At 68.7% G+C, this 22187-nt stretch carries 23 protein-coding genes; 7 read left to right on the forward strand and 16 right to left on the reverse strand.

The genetic code is table 11. The features are described from left to right. Window positions 1–29: 29 nt before the first annotated feature. The 5 genes from BM004_RS34170 to BM004_RS34190 all read right to left on the reverse strand — a co-directional run bounded on the left by BM004_RS34170 (window position 30) and on the right by BM004_RS34190 (window position 4423). Window positions 30–989: a glutaminase gene (locus tag BM004_RS34170; RefSeq protein WP_218152764.1), complete on the reverse strand. Its 960-nt coding sequence runs from the start codon at window positions 987–989 to the stop codon at window positions 30–32. A 5-nt stretch (window positions 990–994) separates the two neighbouring features. Further along, the gene (locus tag BM004_RS34175; RefSeq protein ID WP_093134664.1) at window positions 995–1903 is read right to left on the reverse strand and encodes a DMT family transporter; all 909 of its coding nucleotides are present in this window, start codon (window positions 1901–1903) and stop codon (window positions 995–997) included. A 155-nt stretch (window positions 1904–2058) separates the two neighbouring features. Further along, on the reverse strand, window positions 2059–2565 hold the full coding sequence (locus BM004_RS34180; RefSeq protein ID WP_093220189.1) for a BON domain-containing protein: 507 nt from the start codon (window positions 2563–2565) through the stop codon (window positions 2059–2061). Next, window positions 2565–3074, reverse strand: coding sequence for a flavin reductase family protein (locus BM004_RS34185; protein WP_093134669.1), 510 nt, complete (start codon window positions 3072–3074; stop codon window positions 2565–2567). Before BM004_RS34185 ends, BM004_RS34180 begins: the two co-directional genes overlap by 1 nt. A 119-nt stretch (window positions 3075–3193) precedes the next feature. Next, window positions 3194–4423: a nucleoside recognition domain-containing protein gene (locus BM004_RS34190; RefSeq protein ID WP_093134672.1), complete on the reverse strand. Its 1230-nt coding sequence runs from the start codon at window positions 4421–4423 to the stop codon at window positions 3194–3196. A 70-nt stretch (window positions 4424–4493) separates the two neighbouring features. On the opposite strand from BM004_RS34190, the gene BM004_RS34195 reads away from it, so the two are divergent. From BM004_RS34195 to BM004_RS34205, 3 genes are all read left to right on the forward strand, one after another. Then, window positions 4494–6077: a phospholipase D family protein gene (locus BM004_RS34195; protein WP_093220192.1), complete on the forward strand. Its 1584-nt coding sequence runs from the start codon at window positions 4494–4496 to the stop codon at window positions 6075–6077. Between the two features lie 112 nt (window positions 6078–6189). Further along, window positions 6190–7359: an ABC transporter substrate-binding protein gene (locus BM004_RS34200; RefSeq protein ID WP_093134677.1), complete on the forward strand. Its 1170-nt coding sequence runs from the start codon at window positions 6190–6192 to the stop codon at window positions 7357–7359. Between the two features lie 85 nt (window positions 7360–7444). Then, window positions 7445–7822: a hypothetical protein gene (locus BM004_RS34205; protein WP_093220195.1), complete on the forward strand. Its 378-nt coding sequence runs from the start codon at window positions 7445–7447 to the stop codon at window positions 7820–7822. A 20-nt stretch (window positions 7823–7842) separates the two neighbouring features. On the opposite strand, the gene BM004_RS34210 is transcribed toward BM004_RS34205, so the two are convergent. The 8 genes from BM004_RS34210 to BM004_RS34245 form a co-directional block, all read right to left on the reverse strand. Continuing rightward, window positions 7843–8601 carry an ABC transporter ATP-binding protein gene (locus BM004_RS34210; protein WP_093134682.1) on the reverse strand — a complete coding sequence of 253 codons (759 nt, stop codon included), beginning with the start codon at window positions 8599–8601 and terminating at the stop codon, window positions 7843–7845. Then, a complete protein-coding gene (locus BM004_RS34215) occupies window positions 8594–9361 on the reverse strand; it encodes an ABC transporter ATP-binding protein (protein WP_093220198.1) in 768 nt (255 codons plus the stop codon). The genes BM004_RS34210 and BM004_RS34215 overlap by 8 nt, the downstream gene beginning before the upstream one ends. Further along, window positions 9358–10323, reverse strand: a complete 966-nt coding sequence (locus BM004_RS34220; protein WP_093220200.1) for a branched-chain amino acid ABC transporter permease — start codon at window positions 10321–10323, stop codon at window positions 9358–9360. The genes BM004_RS34215 and BM004_RS34220 overlap by 4 nt, the downstream gene beginning before the upstream one ends. Then, a complete protein-coding gene (locus BM004_RS34225) occupies window positions 10320–11180 on the reverse strand; it encodes a branched-chain amino acid ABC transporter permease (protein WP_093220202.1) in 861 nt (286 codons plus the stop codon). The genes BM004_RS34220 and BM004_RS34225 overlap by 4 nt, the downstream gene beginning before the upstream one ends. Window positions 11181–11235: 55 nt before the next feature. Beyond that, window positions 11236–12429, reverse strand: a complete 1194-nt coding sequence (locus BM004_RS34230; RefSeq protein ID WP_256220178.1) for an ABC transporter substrate-binding protein — start codon at window positions 12427–12429, stop codon at window positions 11236–11238. A gap of 108 nt (window positions 12430–12537) precedes the next feature. Next, window positions 12538–12861 (reverse strand): 2Fe-2S iron-sulfur cluster-binding protein, encoded by a 324-nt coding sequence (locus BM004_RS34235; protein WP_093134695.1) that lies wholly within the window; start codon window positions 12859–12861, stop codon window positions 12538–12540. A 16-nt stretch (window positions 12862–12877) separates the two neighbouring features. Beyond that, complete coding sequence (locus BM004_RS34240; protein ID WP_093220205.1) at window positions 12878–14329, reverse strand: glutamine synthetase family protein; 1452 nt, start codon at window positions 14327–14329, stop codon at window positions 12878–12880. Between the two features lie 23 nt (window positions 14330–14352). Further along, a complete protein-coding gene (locus tag BM004_RS34245; RefSeq protein WP_093220207.1) occupies window positions 14353–15684 on the reverse strand; it encodes an aromatic ring-hydroxylating dioxygenase subunit alpha in 1332 nt (443 codons plus the stop codon). A gap of 262 nt (window positions 15685–15946) precedes the next feature. Between BM004_RS34245 and BM004_RS34250 the strand changes: the two genes are divergently transcribed. Beyond that, window positions 15947–16681, forward strand: coding sequence for a GntR family transcriptional regulator (locus BM004_RS34250; protein ID WP_093134702.1), 735 nt, complete (start codon window positions 15947–15949; stop codon window positions 16679–16681). A 103-nt stretch (window positions 16682–16784) separates the two neighbouring features. Then, window positions 16785–17402: a TetR/AcrR family transcriptional regulator gene (locus BM004_RS34255; RefSeq protein ID WP_093220210.1), complete on the forward strand. Its 618-nt coding sequence runs from the start codon at window positions 16785–16787 to the stop codon at window positions 17400–17402. A gap of 18 nt (window positions 17403–17420) precedes the next feature. Here the strand turns inward: BM004_RS34255 and BM004_RS34260 are convergent, their stop codons facing one another. Continuing rightward, window positions 17421–18944, reverse strand: a complete 1524-nt coding sequence (locus tag BM004_RS34260) for an amidase (RefSeq protein WP_093220212.1) — start codon at window positions 18942–18944, stop codon at window positions 17421–17423. Window positions 18945–19050: 106 nt separating this feature from the next. Continuing rightward, window positions 19051–19857: a metallophosphoesterase gene (locus BM004_RS34265; protein ID WP_093134710.1), complete on the reverse strand. Its 807-nt coding sequence runs from the start codon at window positions 19855–19857 to the stop codon at window positions 19051–19053. A 126-nt stretch (window positions 19858–19983) separates the two neighbouring features. Between BM004_RS34265 and BM004_RS41655 the strand changes: the two genes are divergently transcribed. Then, a complete protein-coding gene (locus BM004_RS41655) occupies window positions 19984–20157 on the forward strand; it encodes a hypothetical protein (protein ID WP_165941317.1) in 174 nt (57 codons plus the stop codon). 12 nt (window positions 20158–20169) lie between these two features. Here the strand turns inward: BM004_RS41655 and BM004_RS34270 are convergent, their stop codons facing one another. Further along, complete coding sequence (locus BM004_RS34270; RefSeq protein ID WP_093220215.1) at window positions 20170–21150, reverse strand: LysR family transcriptional regulator; 981 nt, start codon at window positions 21148–21150, stop codon at window positions 20170–20172. A 123-nt stretch (window positions 21151–21273) separates the two neighbouring features. On the opposite strand from BM004_RS34270, the gene BM004_RS34275 reads away from it, so the two are divergent. Further along, on the forward strand, window positions 21274–21816 hold the full coding sequence (locus tag BM004_RS34275; protein ID WP_093220218.1) for a hypothetical protein: 543 nt from the start codon (window positions 21274–21276) through the stop codon (window positions 21814–21816). Window positions 21817–22187 lie beyond the last annotated feature (371 nt).

Consider the following 22187-nt stretch of genomic DNA (forward strand, 5'->3'; position numbering starts at 1 on the left):
CCGTCGGCGCCATCGACGTGATCGTGTGATCAGAACACCGACAGCCCCGTGCGCGCCACGAACATCTCGAGCGCCTTCATGCCCAGCAGCGAATTGCCCGTGGCGTCGAGCGCGGGCGACCACACGCACAGCGTGAGCTTGTCGGGCACCACCGCCACGATGCCGCCGCCCACGCCGCTCTTGCAGGGCAGGCCGATGGAAAAGGCCACGTCGCCGGCCGCGTCGTAGGTGCCGCAGGTGAGCATCAGCGCGTTGATGCGCCGGGTCTGCCGCTCGCCGGTGATCCCGGGTTCGCCGTCCAGCGGGTGGGCACCGTCGCGGCACAGGAAGGCCGCGGCGCGCGCCAGCTGGCGGCAGCTCATGCGCAGCGCGCACTGGTGAAAGTAGGTGTCGAGCACGGCGGCGACGTCGTTGTCGATCTTGCCGAAGCTCTTCATGAAGTTGGCCAGCGCGATGTTGCGAAAGCCCGTGTCGGCCTCCGACTGCGCCACCTCGTCGTCGAAGCCGATGGGCTCGCCGCACAGGCTGGTCATGAGCGCGAGGATGTCGGCCTTGGCACTGTTGCCGTTGCTGCCGTTGTCGCCGTTAGCCAGCGCCTGGCTCACCAGCCGGTCGGCCACCGCGATGGCGCCCGCATTGATGAACGGGTTGCGCGGCTTGCCCTGTTCGTTCTCCAGCTGCACCAGCGAGTTGAACGGGTTGCCCGACGGCTCGCGGCCGATGCGCTCCCACAGCGTGTCGCCCATGCGCTGCATGGCGAGCGTGAGCGTGAACAGCTTCGACACGCTCTGGATCGAGAACGGCGTCTCGAAGTCGCCCGCGCCGGCCTCCTCGCCCTCGCAGGTGCGCAGCGCAATGCCGAACTGCCGCGCATCGACGCGCGCCAGCGCCGGGATGTAGCTTGCAACGGTGCCGCCCTGGCCGAGTTGCGGGCGCAGGGTGGCCGCGATCTCGTCGAGCACCGGCTGGAATTTCATGGTCTGGGTCATCGGGTTCATGCCGTGCGTTGTACCGCGGGCCGCCGGTTCACCAGCACGATGCCCACTGCGACGCCCGCCAGCGCCACGACCAGCTGCGCCGTGAGCGGCTCCTTCAGCAGCACCACGCCGCACACCAGCGCGAACACCGGCGTGAGGAAGGTGAAGGACGACATCTGCGTGGCCGGGTAGTGCCGCAGCAGCCACATCCAGGTGAGGTAGCTGGCGAAGGCGCCGATCACGGTCTGCAGGCCGATCGAGCCCCAGGCCGCCGCCGAGTACGCAAAGCCCCAGTGCTCGCCGAGCGCGAGCGACAGCAGCGGGCACACCGCGGCCGTCACGGCGACTTGGTAGAACAGCGTCTTCTCGGCGCTGGCCGTGGCCAGCCGCGTGGTGCGCAGCGTGAGCGTGGTCAGGCCCCACAGCGCGCCGGCCGCCAGGGCCATGGCGTCGCCGATGAGCTGCGACGAGCTCATGTGGCCGAAGCCCTCGCTGAACGCCAGCACCACGCCGGCGAACGCAATGAACAGCCCCAGCCACTGGAAGCCGCGCAGCCGCTCGGCCGGCACCCAGCGCGGCAGCAGCAGCGACACCCAGAAGGGCGCGGTGTAGAGAAACACCGTGAGCCGCGAGGCGCTGGTGTGCTGCAGCCCCAGGTAGATGCCCGCGAACTCGCCCGAGAACAGCAGGCCGGCCAGCAGCCCCGGCCACAGCGTGCCGTCGCGCGCGAACAGCGGCACGCCGCGCCACACGCACCACAGCCACAGCAGGAAGGTGGCGCCCACCATGCGGATCGAGGCCTGCCACATCGGCGGCACCTCGGCCACGGTGGTCTTGATGAGGATCTGCTGCAGGCCCCAGAAGGCGCAGCAGGCAATGAGCAGGCCGATGGCGAGGCTGTCGAGGTGGGTCTTGCGCTGGATCATTTCGCGGTCAGTCAATCGCGGCGCGGGGCCGCCAATTCGTCCGATGATCGTATCGCGGCGCCGGGCGTGCCGTGTGACGGCGTGGGCACTGCGCGCAGCCGCGGTATTTCGCCCCGCGCGGCCAGCGGGTGGCCGGGGGGCGGCCTACCTCGGCCCTACCTCGTGGCCACGGGGTAGGGCGGCTTGCCCCGCGTGCCCACCATCAGGTCGGGCACCACCGCCTCCACGTCGGGCAGCGCGCGCGCCGCGCGCTCGAGCTTGCTCGCCAGCGCCGCGTTCGGCACGCAGCCCTGCAGGTACACCCAGCGGCGCTGCACGGTCACCCAGACGCTGCCCTTGTCCACGCCCGGCACGGCCCGCAGCGCGGCGCGCACCTTGGGGGCCAGGGGCTTGTCGTAGCGGTAGGCGTTGCTGTCGGTGCACTTGCCGGCCAGCCAGCAGCTGGTGCCGCGCTCCAGCCGCGAGTGCGTCTGCAGGCGGCGCTCCTCGGCCGTGTAGAACGGCCCCTCGGGCACGGCGCAGGCCGGCAGGCCCGCGGCCACCTGGAAGAACGGGTCGTCGAACCAGTTCTGCTTGACGGGCTCGCGCGGTGCCGCAGCTTCCTGCGCCATGCCCGCCTGTGCGGCAAGCAGCAGGACGAGCAGGAGCGCAGGGCGGGCCATTACAAGGGGTGTTCGGTGTAGAAGCGCCCGCCGTGGAACAGCAGCGGCGAGGCGCCCGCGTCGTGCGTGCAGCGCTCCACCTCGCCCACGAAGATCACGTGGTCGCCTTCGTCGTAGCGGCTGCGGTTGAAGCACTCGAAGCTGGCCGCGGCCCCCGCCAGCACGGGCGCGCCGCCGATGCCTTCGGTGAAGGCCACATCGGCCCAGCGGTCGATGTTCTTGGTGGCGAAGCGCTCGGCCAGCGCCTTCTGGTTGGCCGCCAGGATGTTCACCGTGTAGTGCGAGCCGGCGCTCAGCGCGGGCATGGAGCCCGCGGCGCGCGCGAGGCTCCACAGCACCAGCGGCGGCGCGAGCGACACGGAGTTGAAGGAGTTGGCCGTGAGGCCGACCAGCGTGCCGTCGGCCGCGCGCGCGGTGACGATGGTGACGCCGGTCGCGAACGTGCCGAGCGCTTCACGAAACTCGTCGGGCGAAAAGGAGGGCGGCTGGGCCCGTCGGGGAGTGGTCACTGAAAAAGGCAGCAAGGGCTTGGAGGGCAGAGGGCCATTTTGGCTCAGCGACCCGGGGGCTGCTCGGCGGGGCTCATCGATCGGGCCGCAAGCCGGTGAAAAGGCAGTGGCCCCGCCACCTATCCGAAGAACCAGTAGCACACCGCCACGGCCGCCACCACGCCCGCCAGCTCGGCCAGCAGCGCGCAGGCCACCGCATGCCGCGCGCGCTGGATGCCGACCGCGCCGAAGTACACCGCCAGCACGTAGAAGGTGGTCTCGGTGCTGCCCTGGATGGTGGCGGCCACCAGCGCGGGGAAGCTGTCGACGCCCTGGCTCTTCATGGTCTCGATGAGCATCGCGCGCGCCGCGCTGCCCGAGAACGGCTTGACCAGCGCGGTGGGCATGGCGTCGACGAAGCGCGCGTCGAAGCCGCCCGCGCTCACCAGCCAGCGCAGGCCGTGAAGCACGAAGTCCAGCGCGCCCGACGCACGCAGCACGCCGATGGCGCACAGCATGGCGACCAGGTACGGCAGCAGGTTCTTCGCGATGTCGAAGCCTTCCTTCGCGCCTTCGACGAAGCACTCGTAGACCTTGATGCGCTTGAAAGCCCCCGCCAGCAGGAACCCCACGATCACGCCGAACAGCGTGAGGTTGCCCAGCAGCGACGACAGCGACGCGATGGCCGCCGCCGACAGGGTGCCCAGCAAGGCCATGAAGCCGCCCAGCAGCAGCGCGCCGGGCAGCAGGTAGGCCAGCACCACCGGGTCCCACAGCCGCAGGCGCTGCGCCAGCGCCACCGTGAGCAGCCCGACCAGCGTCGAGGCGCTGGTGGCCAGCAGGATCGGCAGGAACACCAGCGTCGGGTCGCCCGCGCCCTGTTGCGCGCGGTACATGAAGATGGTGACCGGAAGCAAGGTCAGCGACGAAGCGTTGAGCACCAGGAACAGGATCTGCGCGTTGGTGGCCGTCACCGGGTCGGGGTTGAGCCGCTGCAGCTCGCGCATGGCCTTCAGGCCGATGGGCGTGGCGGCGTTGTCCAGCCCCAGCGCGTTGGCCGCGAAGTTCATGGTGATGAGCCCGAGCGCCGGGTGCCCGGCGGGCACGCCCGGCATCAGGCGCCGGAAGAGCGGCCCCAGCAGCCGCGCGAGCCAGCCCACCAGCCCCGCCGCCTCGGCGATGCGCAGGAAACCGAGCCACAGCGTGAGCGTGCCGAACAGCAGCACCATCACCTCGACCGCCAGCCGCGCCATGGTGAACAGGCTCTCGACCAGCGCCGCGAACACGCCCGGGTCGCCCCCGACGAGCCACCGCGCGAGCGCCGCGAGCGCCGCCATCCCGAAGAAACCAAGCCACAAGCCGTTGAGCACGCTTCTTTTCCTTTTTTGCGGGCCGATCATAGGCCGCCATTCCGGGCCGCCGCGAGCTACAGTTCGGGCCATGCGCGCCGCCAACTTCCGCCGAACAGCCGCCCTGGCACTGGGCGCAGCCACCCTCTGGCTGGCCGGTTGCGCGAGCCTGCCGCCGCCCCGGCCGATGCCGGTGGTCACTGCGCTTTCCGCCACGGACGTGTCACAAACCGAACTGGCGCAGCTCGCGGCCAAGGGCACGCCGGGCGGCTCCACGGCGCTGTCGGGCTTCCGGCTGCTGCCGGAGGCGGCCTTCGCGTTCGATGCGCGCATCTCGCTCGCCCGCCACGCCGAGAAGTCGCTCGACGTGCAGTACTACCTGATACAGAAGGACGACGTCGGCCTGCTGTTCCTGAAGGAGCTGCGCGAGGCCGCCGCGCGCGGCGTGCGCGTGCGGCTGCTGGTGGACGACCTGTACACCGGCGGCGAAGACGAGGTGTTCAGCACGCTGTCGGCGTTCCCCAACATCGAGGTGCGCCTGTTCAACCCGCTGCCCTCGCGCGCCAGTTCGCTGTCGGCGCGGCTCCTGTTCTCTCTGACCGACTTCGGCCGCATCAACCACCGCATGCACAACAAGCTGCTGGTGGCCGACAACAGCTTCGCGGTGTCGGGCGGGCGGAACATCGCCAACGAGTACTTCATGCGCAGCACGGCGGCGAACTTCATCGACATGGACGTGCTGTCCAGCGGCCCGGTGGTGCGCCAGATGTCCGAGGGCTTCGACCGCTACTGGAACAGCGAGCACGTGCGCCCCATCGAGCAGGTCGCGCCGCAGCGCCTGCCGGTGGAGGAGGCGCAGAAGCGCTTCGACGCCATCGCGCGCACGGCCGTGCCCGACGTGGCCATGCACCAGCGCGACGTGCTCAACAGGCCGCCGGTGGGGCAGGAGCTCATCACCGGCAACGTGGGGCGCTACTGGGCGCCGTCCACGCTGTTCGTGGACTCGCCCGAGAAGATCACGCGCAAGCCCGACGCCGCCTACGAAGGCAGCGTGACCGAGGGCGCGCTGAATGTCATCAACTCGGCCAGGCGCGAAGTGAAGATCGGCTCGCCGTACTTCATTCCGGGCGCGCACGGCATGGCCATGATGAAGAAGGCCATCGAGGGCGGCGGGCGCATCACGGTGGTCACCAACTCGCTGGGCGCCACCGACGAGCCGCTGGCCTATGCGGGCTACGAGCGCTACCGCGCCGACATGCTGAAGATCGGCGTCACCATCTACGAGATCGCGCCCACGCTCACCGGCCGCTCGGGGCGCTTCGGCGACTTCGGCAAGTCGATCAGCCGGCTGCACGCCAAGCTCGCGGTGATCGACGACGACCGCTTCTTCGTGGGCTCGATGAACCTCGACCACCGCTCGGCCGCGGTCAACACCGAGATGGGCCTGGTCATCGACAGCCCGGAACTGGTGCAGGACTACGACAAGCTCATGGCCGGCGACCGCGTCAACCTCGGCTACCGGCTGCGCCTGGGTCCCGACGGGCGGCGCGTGCAGTGGCTGGAGTACGACGACGCCGGCGGCGACATCGTGCACGAGGACGAGCCGGGCGAGTTCCTCTGGCTGCGCTTCAAGAACTGGCTGCTGCTGCCCATCGTGGGCGAGGAACTGTTGTAGGCAGCCTACCGGCGGGCGCGCTTTGTCATCTCCGGAGGGGGTTAGTGCATTACATTTCCGGTAGAAATGTAAACTTTTGTCACTGCCCCTTGAGGCCCCTGGAGACTTCGACATGACCGTTCCCGTGCCGCGCGAGTCCATCTCTGCGCTTTCGCCGCTTTCCACCAGCCGCCGCCGCGCATTGACCGGGCTGGCCACCGCCGCGGCCGCCGCGGGGCTGGGGTTTCCGGCGTTCGCGCAGGCACGTTCGGTGCGCATCGGCGCGACCTTCGACAACAGCAGTGTCGAGAAGGCCAACGGGCAGGGGCTGTTCCAGGGTTCGAGCGCATTCTTCGCGGCGCTGAACAAGGCCGGCGGCATCAACGGCACCAAGGTCGAGCTCGTGATGGCCGACGACACCTTCAAGCCCGACGTGGCCAAGGCCAATGCGCTGGCCTTCGAGAAAGACAGCGCGGTGCTCGCGCTGCTGCATCCGCTGGGCACGCGCCAGACCTCGGAGGTGATGGACGCGGTGCCCGGCATGGCCGTGGTGGGCCCCAACACCGGCACCATCTCGCTGCGCAAGAAGAATTCGCCCAACACCTTCTGGGTGCGCGCCAACTACGACCAGGAAGTCGACAAGCTCGTGAGCACGGCCGCCGTGCTGGGCCAGACCCGCATCGGCCTCGTGCATTCGGAGGATCCGCTGGGCCAGTCGGTGCTGGCGGCCTTCAAGAACGCGCTGGCCAAGGCCAAGCTGGAGCCCGCGGTCATCGCGACCACGCCCAACACCACCAGCATGGAAGTGGGCCCCGCGGCCGCCGCCATCGCCAAGGCCAAGCCCCAGGTGGTGGTGGTCGGGCTGGCCGGCACGGCGCCGGTGTTCCTGAAGGCGCTGCGCGAGGCGGGCAACAGCAGCTCGGCCTACGGCCTGTCGATCACGGCCAGCGCGCTCGCGGCCATGGGCGACCTGGCCAAGGGCCTGGGCTTCGTGATCGTGGTGCCGTCGCCGTACTCGACCAAGTTCGAGATCGTGCGCCGCTACCAGGCCGACATGCTGGCCAGCGGCGTCAAGGAGTTCTCGCTGCCCAGCCTGGAGGGCTACATCGACGCCGCCGTGCTCGCCGAAGGCATGCGCCGCGCGGGCGGCACGCTCACGCGCGCGTCGGTGATGTCGGGGCTCGCGAGCATCGAGAACTTCGACCTCGGCGGCCTGAAGATCCACTACGGCCGCACCAACCGCGAAGGCGGGCAGTTCGTGGACGTGGCGGTGATCGGCAGCCGCGGGCAGATGCTGAGCTGAGCCGGTGCTCCCCCGGGGAGCGTCTGCGGATACCTTGGCAAGGGCCGCGCTCTGCGGCGGGGGTGCGCCGGTACAGTGCACGCCCATGGACCTCGACTTCCCGCTGTTCAACGGCCTCCTGCTTCTCGGCTTCGGGAGCTGTGCGGCGCTCGCCCTGGCGGCCTTCCTGTTGTGGCAGCGGGCCGTTTCGCGGGGCCGCATCGGCGCGCTGGGCGCGAGCCTCGGCCATGCCTTGTGCGTGGCCGCGGTGCCGCTCGGCGTGTGGTGGAGCATCCAGGCCTTCCTGGAGCACCTGCCGGCAGATCCGCCGTCGTTCTGGACGCACCTGGCGGACATCAGCGTGGCCTTCATCCTCTTCGCGTGCCTGTGGATGTCCTGGGCCGTGGCCTTCGTCGTCGCGTGCCTTGCCGCGTGGCGCTTCTCGGTCTGTGCGAAGCGGCTGGGGCGGCAACCCCGGGCCTGAGACGTGAGACCGAAGCCGTTTCAGCCGGCCACGCCCTCGGCCACGTCCGTGGTCGCGTCTTGCGCGATCCCCACGCCCAGCAGCCCTTCGAGCAGGCCCCGGTCCGCCGCGAGCGCCGCGCTCGGCCCGGCATGCACCACGGTGCCGCGTTCGAGCACGATGGCCTTGTGCGTCATCTCCAGCGCCAGCACCGGGTGCTGCTCCACCACCACCGAGGCCAGGCCTTCCGATTCGCACAGCCGGCGGATCGCCGCGGCCAGCTCCTCCACGATGATCGGCGCGAGGCCTTCCATCGGCTCGTCGAGCAGCAGCAGCCTGGGGTTGGTCATGAGCGCGCGGCCGATGGCCAGCATCTGCTGCTCGCCGCCCGAGAGCTGGTTGCCGTAGTTGCCGCGCCGCTCGCGCAGGCGCGGAAAGAACTGGTACACGCGCTGCAGGTTCCAGGCGCCGAAGCGCGCGATGACGGTGAGGTTCTCTTCGACGGTGAGCGAGGGGAACACCTCGCGCTCCTGCGGCACCCAGCCCAGCCCGGCGCGCACGCGCTGGTGCGAGGGCCAGCGCGTGATGTCCTCGCCCTGCCAGCGGATGGCGCCCTGCATCACGCGGGTGTTGCCCATGAGCGTCTCTAGCAGCGTCGTCTTGCCCACGCCGTTGCGCCCGAGGATGGCGAGGCTCTCGCCCTGCTGCAGCGAGAAGCCGAGGCGGTTGAGCACCACGGCGTTGCCGTAGCCGGCGGTGACGCCGTCGAAAACGAGTGCGGGCTTGGCGGTTTCAGCCATGGTGGTGCGAGCTTCCCAGGTAGACCTCGCGCACGCGCGGGTCGGCGCCGATCTCGGCGGGCGTGCCTTCGGTGAGGATGCGTCCGCCCACCAGCACCGAGATGCGGCGCGAGAAGCGGAAGACGAGTTTCATGTCGTGTTCGATGAACAGAACGCTGATGTCCTGCGGCAGCGCCGCGATGGCTTCGAAGAGTTCGCCGCTCTCGTCCTCCGGCACGCCGGCGGCCGGTTCGTCGAGCAGCAGGATGCGCGGCTTGGCCGCCAGCGCCAGCGCGATCTCCAGCAGGCGCTGCTTGCCGTAGGCCAGTTCGGCCACGGGCACGTCGGCCAGGCTGTCGAGCCGCAGCGTGCCCAGCAGCGCATGCGCCTCGTCGAACACCGCCGTGCAGCCCTTCAGCGGCCGCCACCAGGTGGCGCCCAGCCCTTCGCGCTCGCTGATGGCCAGCACCACCGACAGGAGCGGCGTGAGGCTGGGGAACAGCGTGTTGATCTGGAAGGTGCGCGCCAGCCCCATGCGCGCGCGCTTGTCGCTCGACAGGCGCGTGATGTCGCGATCGCCCATGTGGATGCTGCCGCTGGTGGGCTTGAACACGCCCGTGAGCAGGTTGATCAGCGTGGTCTTGCCCGCGCCGTTGGGGCCGATCAGCGCCTGCCGCGCGCCGGGTTCGAGCGACAGCCCGACCTCGCTCACGGCATGGAAGGCGCCGAAGTGGATGCCCAGGTTTCGCGTGCGCAGCGTGTGCGTGGTCGAGCCGCTCATCGCGCCTTGCCTCCCGTGCGAACCAGGCGCGAGAGCGCGCCCATGATGCCGCCGCGGCCCAGCATGACCGCCGCGATCAGGAAGATGCCGAGCCAGAACATCCAGTACTGCGGGTTCATGTCGGCGAACCAGTCGTGCACTAGCATGTAGACGATGGCGCCGATCACGCCGCCGTACAGGCGCCCGGTGCCGCCGAGCACCAGGATGATGAGCACCTCGGCCGAGCGGTTGAAGCCGATCGACTCGATGCCCACGAACTGCGTGGTCTGCGCCAGCAGCGCGCCCGCGACGCCGGCCACCGCGGCCGAGAAGGCGTAGGCCATGCGCAGGCGCGCTTCCACCGGCGAGCCGATGGCCAGCATGCGCTTGCGGCTGTCGTGGATGCCGCGCAGCGCCAGGCCGAAGGGCGAGCGCAGCACCAGCCGCACCAGCAGGAACATCGCGAGCACCACGCCGAACGCATAGCAGAAGGCGGTCTTGCCGTAGAGATCGAAGTCGAAGAAGCCCAGCACCGGTGCAATGACCACGCCCTGCAGGCCGTCGGTGCCGCCGGTGATGCCCGACAGGCGGTTGGCCACCTCGAACAGCAGCACGCACACGCCGATGGTGATCATCAGCCGCGTGAGGTCGGCGCCGCGCACCACCAGGTAGCTCAGCACGTAGCCCAGCACGCCGCACACCGCGAGCGCGAACAGCAGGCCGGTGAAGGGCTCGCTCCAGCCGTACTTGGCGAGCAGGCCGGCCGCATAGGCACCCGCGCCGAAGAAGGCCGCGTGGCCCACGGTGAGGATGCCCGCGTAGCCCAGCGCCATGTCGAGCGACACGGCGAACAGGCCGAAGATCATGACCTGGCTCATCAGCGTGAGCTTGTCGGGCAGCAGGAAGAAGCACGACGCCAGCGCGAGCCAGAAGGCGGCTTCCGCGATGCGCAGCTGCGCGGGGGAAACGGCCAGCGCTTTCATGCGAGCCCCTTCTTCGCGACGATGCCGTTGGGCCGCACGAGCAGCATGACGATCATGAAGACATAGATGAGAAAGGCGCCCGCCTCGGGCAGGTAGTACTTGCCGGCCACGTCGACGATGCCCACCAGCAGCGCCGCGATGAACGGCCCGGTGACGGTGCCCGCGCCGCCCACGCACACCACCATCAAGAAGTAGACGAGGTACTTGAGCGGGAACGACGGCTCCAGCCCCAGCATGCCCAGGCTCAGCGCGCCGCCCAGGCCGGCCAGGCCGCAGCCCAGCGAGAAGGTCAGGAAAAACAGGCGCTGCACGTGGATGCCGGTGCCGCCCGCCACGCGCTGGTTGTCCACCGCCGCGCGCACCATCGCGCCGTAGCGCGTCTTGCCCAGGCCCAGCAGCAGCGCAACCAGGACGGCCACGCCGCAGACGATCAGGAACAGGCGGTAGCGGCCCACCTCCAGGCCCAGCAGCGACACCTGGCCGTCGAGCGCCGGCGGCAGCGTGAAGGGCTGCATCGTCGGCCCGAAGAAGTAGGTGAAGGCCGCGATCGACACGAACACCACGCCGATCGACAGCAGCACCTGGTCCAGCGGGTGCGCGCGGTACAGCCGCCGGTAGAACGCGAACTCCAGCACCGCGCCCACCACGGCCGCCGCCACGAAGGCCGCCGCCAGCGACAGGCCGAAGCCCAGGCCGAAGTGGTTCATCAGCACGCTGGCCGCATAGCCGCCCACCATCGCGAAGCTGCCGTGCGCGAGGTTGACGAAGTTCATGAGCCCCATCGTGATGGACAGGCCCACGCCGATGAGGAACAGGAGCATGCCGTAGGCCACTCCATCGAAGATCACGATGCCCATGAATTTCCTGCTTGCTGCTTTCTGCGTGCTGGCTGGCGGACGGAAGGTGTCCCGGTTACTTGGCCGCGGCGGCTTCCTTCGCCGGGTCCTTCACGCGGTCGAACTTGTCGAACTCCACGTTCACCAGCTGGCCGTTCACGCGCTCGGTCTTGCGGATGTACACGGTCTGCACGATGTCGCGCGTGGCCGGGTCGATCTCGATGGGGCCGCGCGGGCTCTCGAAGCTCAGGCCCTTGAGCGCGTCCATGAACTTGTCGCCGGTGGTGTCGCCCTTGGTCTTGGCCAGCGCGAGGTCGATGGCGGCCATGGCGTCATAGGCGGTCACGGCGAAGTAGCTCGGGCGCAGCTTGGCGCCGTTGTCGGCCGCGAAGTCCTTCACGAACTTCTGGTTCTTGGCCGAGGGGTGAGCGAACGAGTAGTGGTGGCTGGTGACCAGGCCCAGCGCCACGTCGCCGGTGGCGTCGAGGTAGCTGTCGTCGGTGGCTTCGCCCGTGGCGTACAGCTTGATGCCGGCCTGCTCCATGCCGCGCTCCTTCCACACCTTCAGGAAGGCCGGCGGCATCACGCCCGAGGGGAAGAAGAAGAACACGGCCTGGGGCTTGGCGTCCTTGATGCGCTGCACGTAGGCCGAGAAGTCGGGGTTGTTCATGGGCGTGCGCACCTCGCCCGACACCTTGCCGCCGCCGGCGGTGAAGGTCTTCTTGAAGGCGGTTTCGGCGTCCACGCCCGAGGCGTAGTCGGCGACCACGGTGTAGGCGTCCTTGATGCCTTCCTTGAGCATGTAGCGCGCCATCGGGTCGGTGACCTGCTGCACGGTGAATGACAGGCGCGCCACATAAGGCGAGCTGGTGGTGATGGCCGAGGAGGCGGCGTTCATCACGATGGTCGGGATCTTCGCCTGCGTGGCGATGGCGCCCACGGCGTAGGCGTTGGGGCTGAAGTCCAGGCCGGTGAGCACGCTCACCTTGTCGCGCACGATGAGCTCCTGCGCGATGCGCTTGGCGGCGTCGGGCGCGGGGCCGGCGGTGTCCTTCTTGATGATCTCCACGGTGCGCCCGCCCACCTTGCCGCCGTGCTCCTTCAGGTACAGCGCGATGCCGGCGTCGAACTGGCGGCCGTAGTCGGCGTAGGGGCCGGAGTAGGTGGCGATGAGGCCGATGCGCAGCGGCTCGTCGGCGGCCTGGGCCGTGGCGCCCAGCAGGCCGAAGCCGGCCAGCAGCAGGGTCGAGAGAACGGTTCTCTTGGTCATCGTCGTCGTCATGGGAAAACGCCTTTCAGGTGGAATGAACGCGCCCCCTCGGGCGCTGCTGTCGTGTAACCGGATGTGCAACGCGGGCGATGATGCCCGAGCCGCGCTTCAAACCTGGGTATCGGGCACGTGCACCGTGAGGCCATCGAAGGCCGCGGTGACCGTGAGCTGGCAGCTCAGCCGGCTGCCGGGCCGGCGCTCGGACGCCACGGCCTCGAGCAGCGCGCTCTCCATGTCGTCGGGCGGCGGCAGCAGGCCGATGAAGGCGTCGTCCACGTAGACGTGGCAGGTGGCGCAGGAGCAGCAGCCGCCGCACTCGGCGTCGATGCCGCGCACGTTGCCGCGGATGGCGGTCTCCATCACGCTGGCGCCGACCTTGGCGTCGACCTCGCGCGTGGTGCCGTCCTTGAGGATGTAGTGGATCGTGGGCATTCTTGTGGAGGCTCGTTCAGAACATGTCGAAGTACTCGCGGTGTTCCCACTCGCTGACTTCGAGGTTGAAGCGGGCGATTTCCGCTTCCTTGATGTGGCAGAGGTAGTCGACGAAGGTCTTGCCCATCTGCGTGTTGAGCATCTCGTCGCGGCGCAGGCAGGCCAGCGCATCGCCGAGCGAGCGGGGCAGTTGCTCGGCCGGCGTTTCGTACGGCGCATCGGCGGAAGGGCCCGGGTCGGTCCGGTTCCCGATGCCGTCGAGGCCGGAGAACAGCTGCGACGCGAGGTACAGGTACGGGTTGGCCGTCGGCTCGCCCACGCGGTTCTCGATGCGCGAGGCGTTCTGCCCCACGCCGCCGAGCACGCGCAGCATCGCGCCGCGGTTGTCCTTGGCCCAGATCGCGCGGTCGGGCGCCAGCGAGAACGGGCGGTAGCGGCGGTAGCCGTTGATGGTCGGGCTCGCGAGCGCCGCGGCGCCGCAGGCGTGCGCCTTCAGGCCGCCGAGGTAGTGCATGCCGATCTCGCTCAGGTGCTGGCCCTCGGCCTCGGGCATGAACGCGTTCACGCCGTCGCTCTTGCGGCGCAGCGACTGGTGCAGATGCCAGCCGCTGGACATCACGTTGGGGATCTTCGGGCGGCACATGAAGGTGGCGTGCAGGCCGGCGCGCTGGCAGATCTGCTTGATGGCGCTGCGCAGCAGCACCATGGTGTCGGCGGGCGTCACGCCGGCGGTGGGGCCGAAGGTCAGCTCGAACTGGCTCGGGCCGAACTCGATTTCCAGCGAGCGCAGCGGCAGGCCCAGCGCAATCAGCTGCGAGCGCAGCAGCTCCATCAGCGTGTCGACGCGGTCGTAGCGCAGCTCGGTCAGGTACTGGTGGCCGTGCGACAGCAGCGACACGCGCGGCGGCTCGCCGGGCTGGCCCGAGTCGGCCAGGCCCATGCGCGCGTCTTCCAGCTTGAAGACGTGGAACTCCACCTCCAGGCCGGCGATGAAGTCCAGCCCCAGCGCGTCGAGCTGGCGCACCGCGCGCTGCAGGATCTGCCGGGTGGCGAAGGGGCAGGGCTTGCCGTCGGCCATGTAGGCGTCGCACAGCACCCAGCCGGTGCGCGGCGACCACGGCAGCACCTTGAAGGTGGCGGGGTCGGCCACGATGGTGAAGTCGGCGCCGCCCTGCAGGCCTTCGATGGCGAAGCCGCCGTTGGCGCTGAACACCGGGAACACGGTCTTGTGCGAGGTGTCCTTGGCCAGCAGGGTGGAGGTGAGGTTCACGCCCTCCCACAGGGCCGAGCGCGCCTCGGTGGCGACCAGCGTCTTGCCGCGCAGGATGCCGTGCTGGTCGGGCCAGGCGAAGCGGACGAGGTCGACCTCGCCGCTGTCGATGCGGCGCACCAGTTCCCTGGCCTGCGCGTGCTGGTCGTCGGACCACAGACCGAAGCGGTCGACGAATGTGTGGCTCTTGGTGCTCATGGCGTGCGTGCGGTGAGCGGGGCTCAGGCGGCGAGCCGTGCCGAGGCCCAGTCGGACTTCAGGCGGCGCGCGCGGTCGGCCTCCTGCCAGTAGGTCTCGGTGGCGGCCTCGTCGCTGACGTGGCCGATGCCGTCGATGGACGGCGGCCCGGTCATGGCGCTGGCCTGCGCGGCGTCGATGAGCATCGGCGCGGTCTCGCCGGCCAGGGTGGCCTCGATGGCCTTCACCAGCACGCGGCGGTAGGCGATGATGCCCTTGTCGGTGCTGCCCAGGTGCTCGCGCGTGCGGTCTTGAATGGCGCCCTGCGACTCCACCGCCCACTGGTCGTGCACGTTGATGTCGTCGCCCATGCCGGTGTAGGTCTCGGTCAGCTGCTCCTCGATGCTGAAGCCGTAGTTGTTGCGCTTGTTCTTGCGCGAGGTGTAGTCGGGCAGCTCGTAGAGCTTCAGGCGCTGGTCGCGCATCTGCTGCTTGTCGACCGGGCCGGTGAAGCTGGTGAAGACGGCGTACCAGTAGCAGTGCGTGTCGTCCACCGGCACGTGCCACTGCGAGATGGTCATCTCCGCGCTCATCGGGATCACGAAGGCCTGCGGGAACACCACGTTGGTCACGCGCACGTGGGTGGTGTCTTCGCTCAGCTTGCGCAGCGCCTTCAGGCGAAAGCCGTAGTCGGTGGGCTCCACGCTGATGTCGGGGCGGTCGTACTCGCGCAGCACCTTGGTGATGGGCATGTCGGAGTCGGCGGAGGCGCCGCGGAACTGCTTGCCGTAGCTTTCCGAGGTGTCCGCGTCCTCGAAGAAGCGGTGCAGGTACGAGGCGTGCGCGGGGTCGATGCCCACCTCGAGCGCCTGCAGCCAGTTGCACTCGAACAGGCCCTTGAAGGCGAAGGTGTGGCTGTCGGGCGCGACGAAGCAGTCGAAGTCCGCAAAGGCCGGGGGCTCGCCCTCGCCGATGTACGCGAAGACCACGCCGGCTTTCTCGACCACCGGATAGGCCGACTGCTTGATGCGGCTGCACAGCTTGCTGGTGGCGGGCTCGGCCGGGGTTTCGAGGCAGTTGCCCTTGGCGTCGAAGAGCCAGCCGTGGAAGGCGCAGCGGATGCCGCCGTTTTCGAGCCGGCCGAAGGCCAGGTCGGCGCCGCGGTGCGGGCAGTCGCGGTCGAGCATGCCGAGCTGGCCGCTCTCGTCACGGAACAGGACGAAGTCCTGCCCCATGAGCTTCACCGGCTTGACCGGGCGCGGGCCCGCCAGCTCGTCGGCCAGGGCCACCGGCTGCCAGTAGCGGCGCAGCAGCTTGCCTGCGGGCGCGCCGGGTCCGACGCGGGTGAGGAAATCGTTCTGCTCTGCGCTGATCATCGTGCGGGCTCCATCGTGGGTGCTGTGGAAAGAGGCTTGCATCCATTGCATGCAACTGTATGCATTGTCTTGGTGATCCTCGATCCAGGTCAAACTTTCATCGGCCAATCTGCCCCGAAATGGGGCTTGCAACGCCTTTTATCAGGGTAAATGCTGACTGTGACGTGTGTTTTTCACACTTGCTTGCATCAAGTGCATGCAACAACCGAGCCAGCCTAAATTGGCTGCGTGCAATGCCGGGCGCGTCTCCTAAAATCGCCCGATGGACTCCCAACAATCCCGCGTGCTCGTGCAACTGCGCGACCTGATCCTCAAGGGCGAATTCGTGCCTGGAGAGCGGCTGGCCGAGATCCCGCTCGCCGAGAAGCTCGACGCCTCGCGCACCCCGGTGCGGCTGGCCCTGACCAGCCTGGAGCACGAAGGCCTGATCGAGCAATCGCCCAGCGGCGGCTACCAGATGCGCCGCTTCACCTCGCAGGAGGTGGCCGACGCGATTCGCGTGCGTGGCGTGATCGAAGGCTTCGCGGCGCGCCTGCTGGCCGAGGACGGTGCGTCGCGCCAACTGCTGCGCGACCTGAAGGAGTGCCTGGACGACGGCGACCGCGCCGTGAACAAGCCCAGCATGGAAATCGACGACTACGCGGCGTACGTCGAGATGAACGACCGCTTTCACAAGCTGATCGTCGACGGCTGCGGCAACCTGGCGCTCAAGCGCGTGATGGACATGCTGGGCGGCCAGCCCTTCGCCGCGCCCAGCGCGATGCTGCCGATGCAGTCGTCGATGGAAGAGGGCCAGCAGTGGATGCGCCAGGCGCACCGCACGCACCATGCGATGGTGCAGGCCATCGAGCGCGGGCAGGGCTCGCGGGCGCAGGCGCTGGGCGAGGAGCACGTCGAGATCGCACGCATGAACCTCGACTACGCGCTGGAGCGGCCCGAACTCGCGGCCGAACTGATGCCCGGCATCCGGCTGGTGTCGAAGAGCCGGGCGAGCTGATCGCCACGAGCAGCCGGGACGAACTCGGCGGTCTGTAAAAGACTGGCCGGTATTTCGGTGTTCACGTCGTCTGGTTGGCGACGCCCGAGACTAGAATTTCCGCATGAGTGCCACTGCCCCCGCCAAGACCTCGTTCAAGGAACAGATGCTGCAGGCCCGCGAAGAGGCCATCGTGCAGACCGCGAACCGCCTGCTCGCCGAGAAGGGCTTCGAGTCGATGACGGTGGACGAAGTGGCCGCCGCCGTCGGCATCGCCAAGGCCAGCCTCTACAAGCACTTTCCCAGCAAGGAAGACCTGGCCGCCGCGGCCATGGTGCGCATCATGCAGCGCACCCTCGACTTCCTGGCCTCGGTGCCGGCGCAGGACAAGCCCGTCGACAAGCTGCGCGCCGTGGTGCGCTGGGCCATGCAGGTGCAGCTGGCCGGCGAGATGCCGTCGCTGCCGCACCAGAACTCCACCCTGCGCGCCACGCTGATGAACAACCGCGGCTACCTCGACCGCCTGGTGACCATCAGCGACCAGCTCGGCGGCTGGATCCAGGCGGCGCAGGCCGACGGCTCGCTCGACCCGAAGCTGCCGGCCATCGCCGTGCTCTACACCTTGTTCGCGCGCGCCTGCGATCCGGTGCTGGGTTTCCTGAAGGCCGGCGGGCTGCAGACGGACGAGCAGATCGTCGAGCTGGTGCTCGCGACCTGCTTCGAAGGCATTGCCGCGCGCTGAGCGGCTTGCGCCCGCGCCTCAGCTGCTGAGCGCGCGCCGCGGCGTCACCACCGCTTCCACCGCCGCGCCCACGGCCAGCAGGCGGTGGTCGGTGTTGCCGATGCTGGCCACCATCAGCCCGACCGGCGCCGTGCCCGCGTCGTGGCAGGGCACCGAGAGCGCACAGCCGTCGAACAGGTTCACCACCGAGGGGTTGCGCAGCATGCGGGCGTTGATGCGGTAGTACGTGTCGTCGTCCTTCACCACCTCGGCGATGGGCGGCGCGGTGTCGGGCGTGGTGGGCATCAGCATCGCGTCGTAGCCGGCGGCCGCGGTGTTGATCGAGCGGATGAACTGGCGGCGCAGCGCCAGCAGCTGCAGGTAGTCGGGCGCGCTGATGGTCTCGCCGGTCTTGATGCGGGCGAGCACGCGCGGGTCGTATCGGGCGGCGCCGTTCTTGATGAAGTCGCGGTGCCAGGTGAAGGCTTCGGCCGCGGTGATCATGCCGCGCGGGTTGATGGTCGGCGCCTTCGCGAACTCCGCCATCGGCAGCTCGGTGACCGTGGCGCCCGCCGCCGAGAGCTTGGCCAGGGCCGACGCGAAGGCCGCGGCCACCGCCGGCGACAGGTCGTCCTGGAAGAAGGTCTTGGGCACCGCGAAGCGCAGGCCCCGCAGCGGCAGCACGCGCAAGGGGCGCGGCAGCTCGGCGGCCAGCACGGCGTCGAGCAGGGCGCAGTCTTCGACCGTCCATGCCATCGGGCCGGCGGAGTCGAACGAGGTCGACAGCGGCATCACGCCGTCCAGCGGCACGCGCCGCTGCGTCGGCTTGAAGCCCACCAGCCCGTTGAGCGCGGCCGGAATGCGCAGCGAGCCACCGGTGTCGGTGCCGATGGCGCCGGCCGCCATGCCGTCGGCCACCGAGATCGCGCCGCCCGAGGTGGAGCCGCCCGGGATGCGGCCGGTGGCGCGGTCGAAGACGTTCTTCGGCGTGCCGTAGTGCGGGTTGACGCCCAGCCCGGTGTAGGCGAACTCGACCGTGTTGGTGCGCCCGACGATGATCGCGCCGGCCCGGCGCAGCCGCTCGACCACGATGGCGTCGCGCGCCGCGGGCGGCTGGCCGGCCAGCACGACCGAGCCGCCGAGCGTGGTGATGCCGGTTTCGTCGAACAGGTCTTTCAGCGAAATCGGGATGCCGGCGATCGGCGAAGCGGCGGGGCGGCCGGCCTTGCGTTCGGCGTCCAGCCGCGCGGCGGTGCTTCGGGCCGTGTCGGCGTGCACGCGGATGAAGCTGCGCGCGCCTTCGCCCGCGGGGTTCTGGATGGCGGCCAGTGCTTCTTCCACCAGCTGGCTGCTGGTGAGCGTGCCGGCGGCGAGGCGGCGCGCCATCTCGGCCATCGACAGCTGGCCCATGGCCTTGCCGGTGCTTGTACCTGTGCCCATCCCCGTGCCGTCCCCCGGACCCTGGGCGAACGCCCGCGAGCAGATGCCGAGCAGGCCGGTGGCCGCGGCGGCGCCCGCGGTCTGTTTCAGGAAGGTGCGTCGTTGTTCTTGCTGTTGCGTCATGGCGCTCTCTCCTCCATCGGTGAGATGGTCTCGAACCAGTCTACACAGCGGTCGCGGCGCGCACGTTGCCGGCCGTTACGGTGTTACCGGGCGTGGCGCCGTCGGTTCAGCGCACGTCGATCAGCAAGTGGGGCTTGAAGCCTTCCTGCTCGCCGTTTCGCGCATAGCCCAGCGGGTTGGCCACGACGCGGCAGCCGTTCTTCACGTAGTCGGACGGGCAGTGCAGGTGGCCGTGCAGCCACAGCCTGGCGTGGGGCAGCAGCTCGTCGAGCGCATTGCAGAAGCCGGCCGTGCCGGGCGTCAGGCCGTAGCGCGGATCGCCGCTGTCGAGGCTGGGCGCGAAGTGGGTGATGGCCACCGTGGTGCCGTCGAAAGGTTCGGCCAGCGCCTGCGCGAGCCAGCCTTGGCAGGCCAGTCCCTGCTCGCGAAGCTGTTCGGCGAGGAAGAGCTTGCCGTTACGCATGGTGGCTGCTTTTTCAAGGTAGAAATCGGCTGCGCGCATCGCCTTGCCGCGTTTCTTCAGCGCCTCGCCCAGGCTGTCGGTGGGTTCGGCCAGCGCGTCGAAGTCGGCCCAGAGCGTGGTGCCGACGAAGCGGATGCCCCCGATGACGCGGGTTTCGCGCTCGAGCCAGAGGATGTCGAGCTCCTCGCAGAGGGAGCGCAGGCGGTCGTGGGTCTCGTCGAAGTCGAGGTTGTCGTACTCGTGGTTGCCCGGCACGTAGATCACCGGGGTCGGCCAGCCGTTGCGCGGCGAGAAGCGGCCCAGGCCGAAGTCGGTCTCGGTCAGCCGGGAGCGTTGCTGGTAGGAGCCGATGTCGCCCGCCAGGATCAGCATGTCGGCGCCCGGGACGGGCTCGGCATGGAAGCGGGGATGGGACTCCAGGTGCAGGTCGGACAGCAGTTGCAGCTTCATCGTCGGGGCAGTCTAGGTGAATTGCCCCATGCATGAAGTGCATAAGGTTGAGCTTGTTTTACTAGGGATAACCCTTATTCTTGAAACATCAACCACTCAGAGCACGGCCACAAGCCGCGCAACACCATGTTCAGCCTCATCGCCCAAGTGGCCCGTTTCTTCCGTTCCTCGACCGCCACCGCCCCGGCCAGCCATGCCGCCGCGCTGATGGAAAGCGCCGACATGCGCGCCGGCCGCGGTGCGCACCACGCGCAGGAACTGCGCGCAGCTGCCAGCGCCTGGCTCAGCGTCGTCCGCTGATCCACCTTTCGGTCAATCGGGCACCTTCTGCCCGAGGACCGAGCCGGCGAAAGCCGCGGCTGCGGAGCGCAACAGCGCCGTGCGCAGCCACTCATGTGCGTGCCCATGCTGGGCGCGCCGGTGCCAGATGGCATCCACGTGCACCGGCGGCTGGTCGAACGGCAGGTCGCGCAGCACCAACTGGTCGTCGATGCCGGTCACGGTCACGAAGTGGCGCGGCAGCACGGTCAGCAGGTCCGAGTTGGCCACCACCCGACCCGCCGTGAAGAACTGATTCACCGTCACCACGATGCGCCGCTCGCGCCCCATGGCGCCCAGCGTCTGGTCGATGAAGCCGTAGGGCCGTCCCGAAAAACTCACCAGCAGGTGCCGCGCCGCGCAGTAGTCGTCCAGCGTGAGGGGCGCCTTGGCCAGCGGGTGGTCCCGCCGCATCACGCATACATATTGACCCAGGTAGAGCCGCTGGGTCTCGAACGCCACCCCCACGCCGGACTGCCCGCGCGCGGCGAGGCTGGCGATCACCGCCGGGAAATAGCCGATGGCCATGTCCACCTCTTCCAGCTCGAGCATGCGGCGGGGGTCGCGCGTGGTCAGCGGCAGCACGCGCAGCGAGATGGCGGGCGCCTCGGTTTCGGCGATCTGCACCAGCCCGGGAATGAGCTCGGCGGCCGTGGCATCGGCCATGGCCAGCAGGAAGGTGGTGTCGGCCGTGCCGGCGTCGAATTCACCAGGCGCCAGGGTGTGCTGCAGCTGGCGAAGGGCGTCGCGCACGGTCGGCCACAGAGCCAGGGCACGGGGCGTGGGCTCCACCCCGGCGCCCGAGCGCTTCACCAGTTCGTCTCCCAGCACCTCGCGCAGGCGGCGCAGCGCATTGCTCACGGCCGGCTGCGTGATCGACAGGTTGCGGGCGGCGCGTGTGAGATTGCGCTCTGCCATCACCTCGTCGAAGACGCGGAGCAGGTTGAGATCAAGCGTGCGAAAGTTGACGTCCATCAGTGATGTGAATGATAAACATCAGAAAGATAAAGTAGAAACGCACTAGGGTAAGCCCTAATATCACTGCATCGGCCTTGTTCGCCACCACTGATTACCACCGTTCCTCAGGAGGGACACATCATGACCAGCTTCGTTCACGTTGACCAACCTACCGTCCACCCCGGCGTCCGTCGCGCCGAAGTCCTGTTCGGCCAGATCCAGGCCGCACGCGCCGGCGCCAATGGCGCCCGCCCGCTGATCGCCCTGCTGATCATCGCCATTGCCGCAGCCGTGCTGGTGGTGACCGACTCGCTCGTTTCCAACTGGAACGAAGGCGGCCTGCTCGCCGTGTGGACCGTGTTCTGCCTCGCCGCGATCGCCTTGTTCGCACTGTTTGCCGGCTCGGTCCGCGAAAGCAGCATCGGCGCTGCCTTGCGCGCTGCTTCCCAACGCCGTGCAGCTGCACGTGCCGACGCCCGTTTCCTGGCGACCGCTCAGAGCGACCCGCGCGTGATGCAGGAACTGCAAGCCGCCATGTGGCGCCAGCAGGAGCAAGGCACCGTGAACGCCGCCGACGTCGCCAAGATCGACGGCCTGGCCCGCATGAGCGCCCGTTCGCAGGAAGTGCGCATGCCCACGCTGTACGAAGCAATGCGCCGCATGAACAGCTCGCGCTACTATTAATAAGCAAGCGACCTGCTGGAATCAAAAGCCGCCTTTGGGCGGCTTTTTTATTGCCGGTTCCAGTGAACGGAAGTGAGAAGGCTTGATGTGGCGCTCTTCTATTAGTAGTACCAGGTGCTCGCCAGGGAAACAGCTTGCTTCTATTGAGGAGAGCAACGGCTTGGAACGATAAAAAGTTTGCTGTTCGTTGACCGAAGTGTCGAAAACTGTGCATAATCGAGGGCTCGGCTGACAGCGCATCGCAAGATGTTGCAGCGATCAGGCTCTTCGGGGCGGGCTCTTAGGAGTTGATTGAGTGGGTTGAGAAAAAGGTCTTCGAAAGTTGACGTTGTTTGAAAAAACAGTGCATAATCGAAGGCTCCGCTGAAAAG

The sequence above is a fragment of the Variovorax sp. OK212 genome, assembly GCF_900112425.1.
Lineage (GTDB): Bacteria > Pseudomonadota > Gammaproteobacteria > Burkholderiales > Burkholderiaceae_C > Variovorax.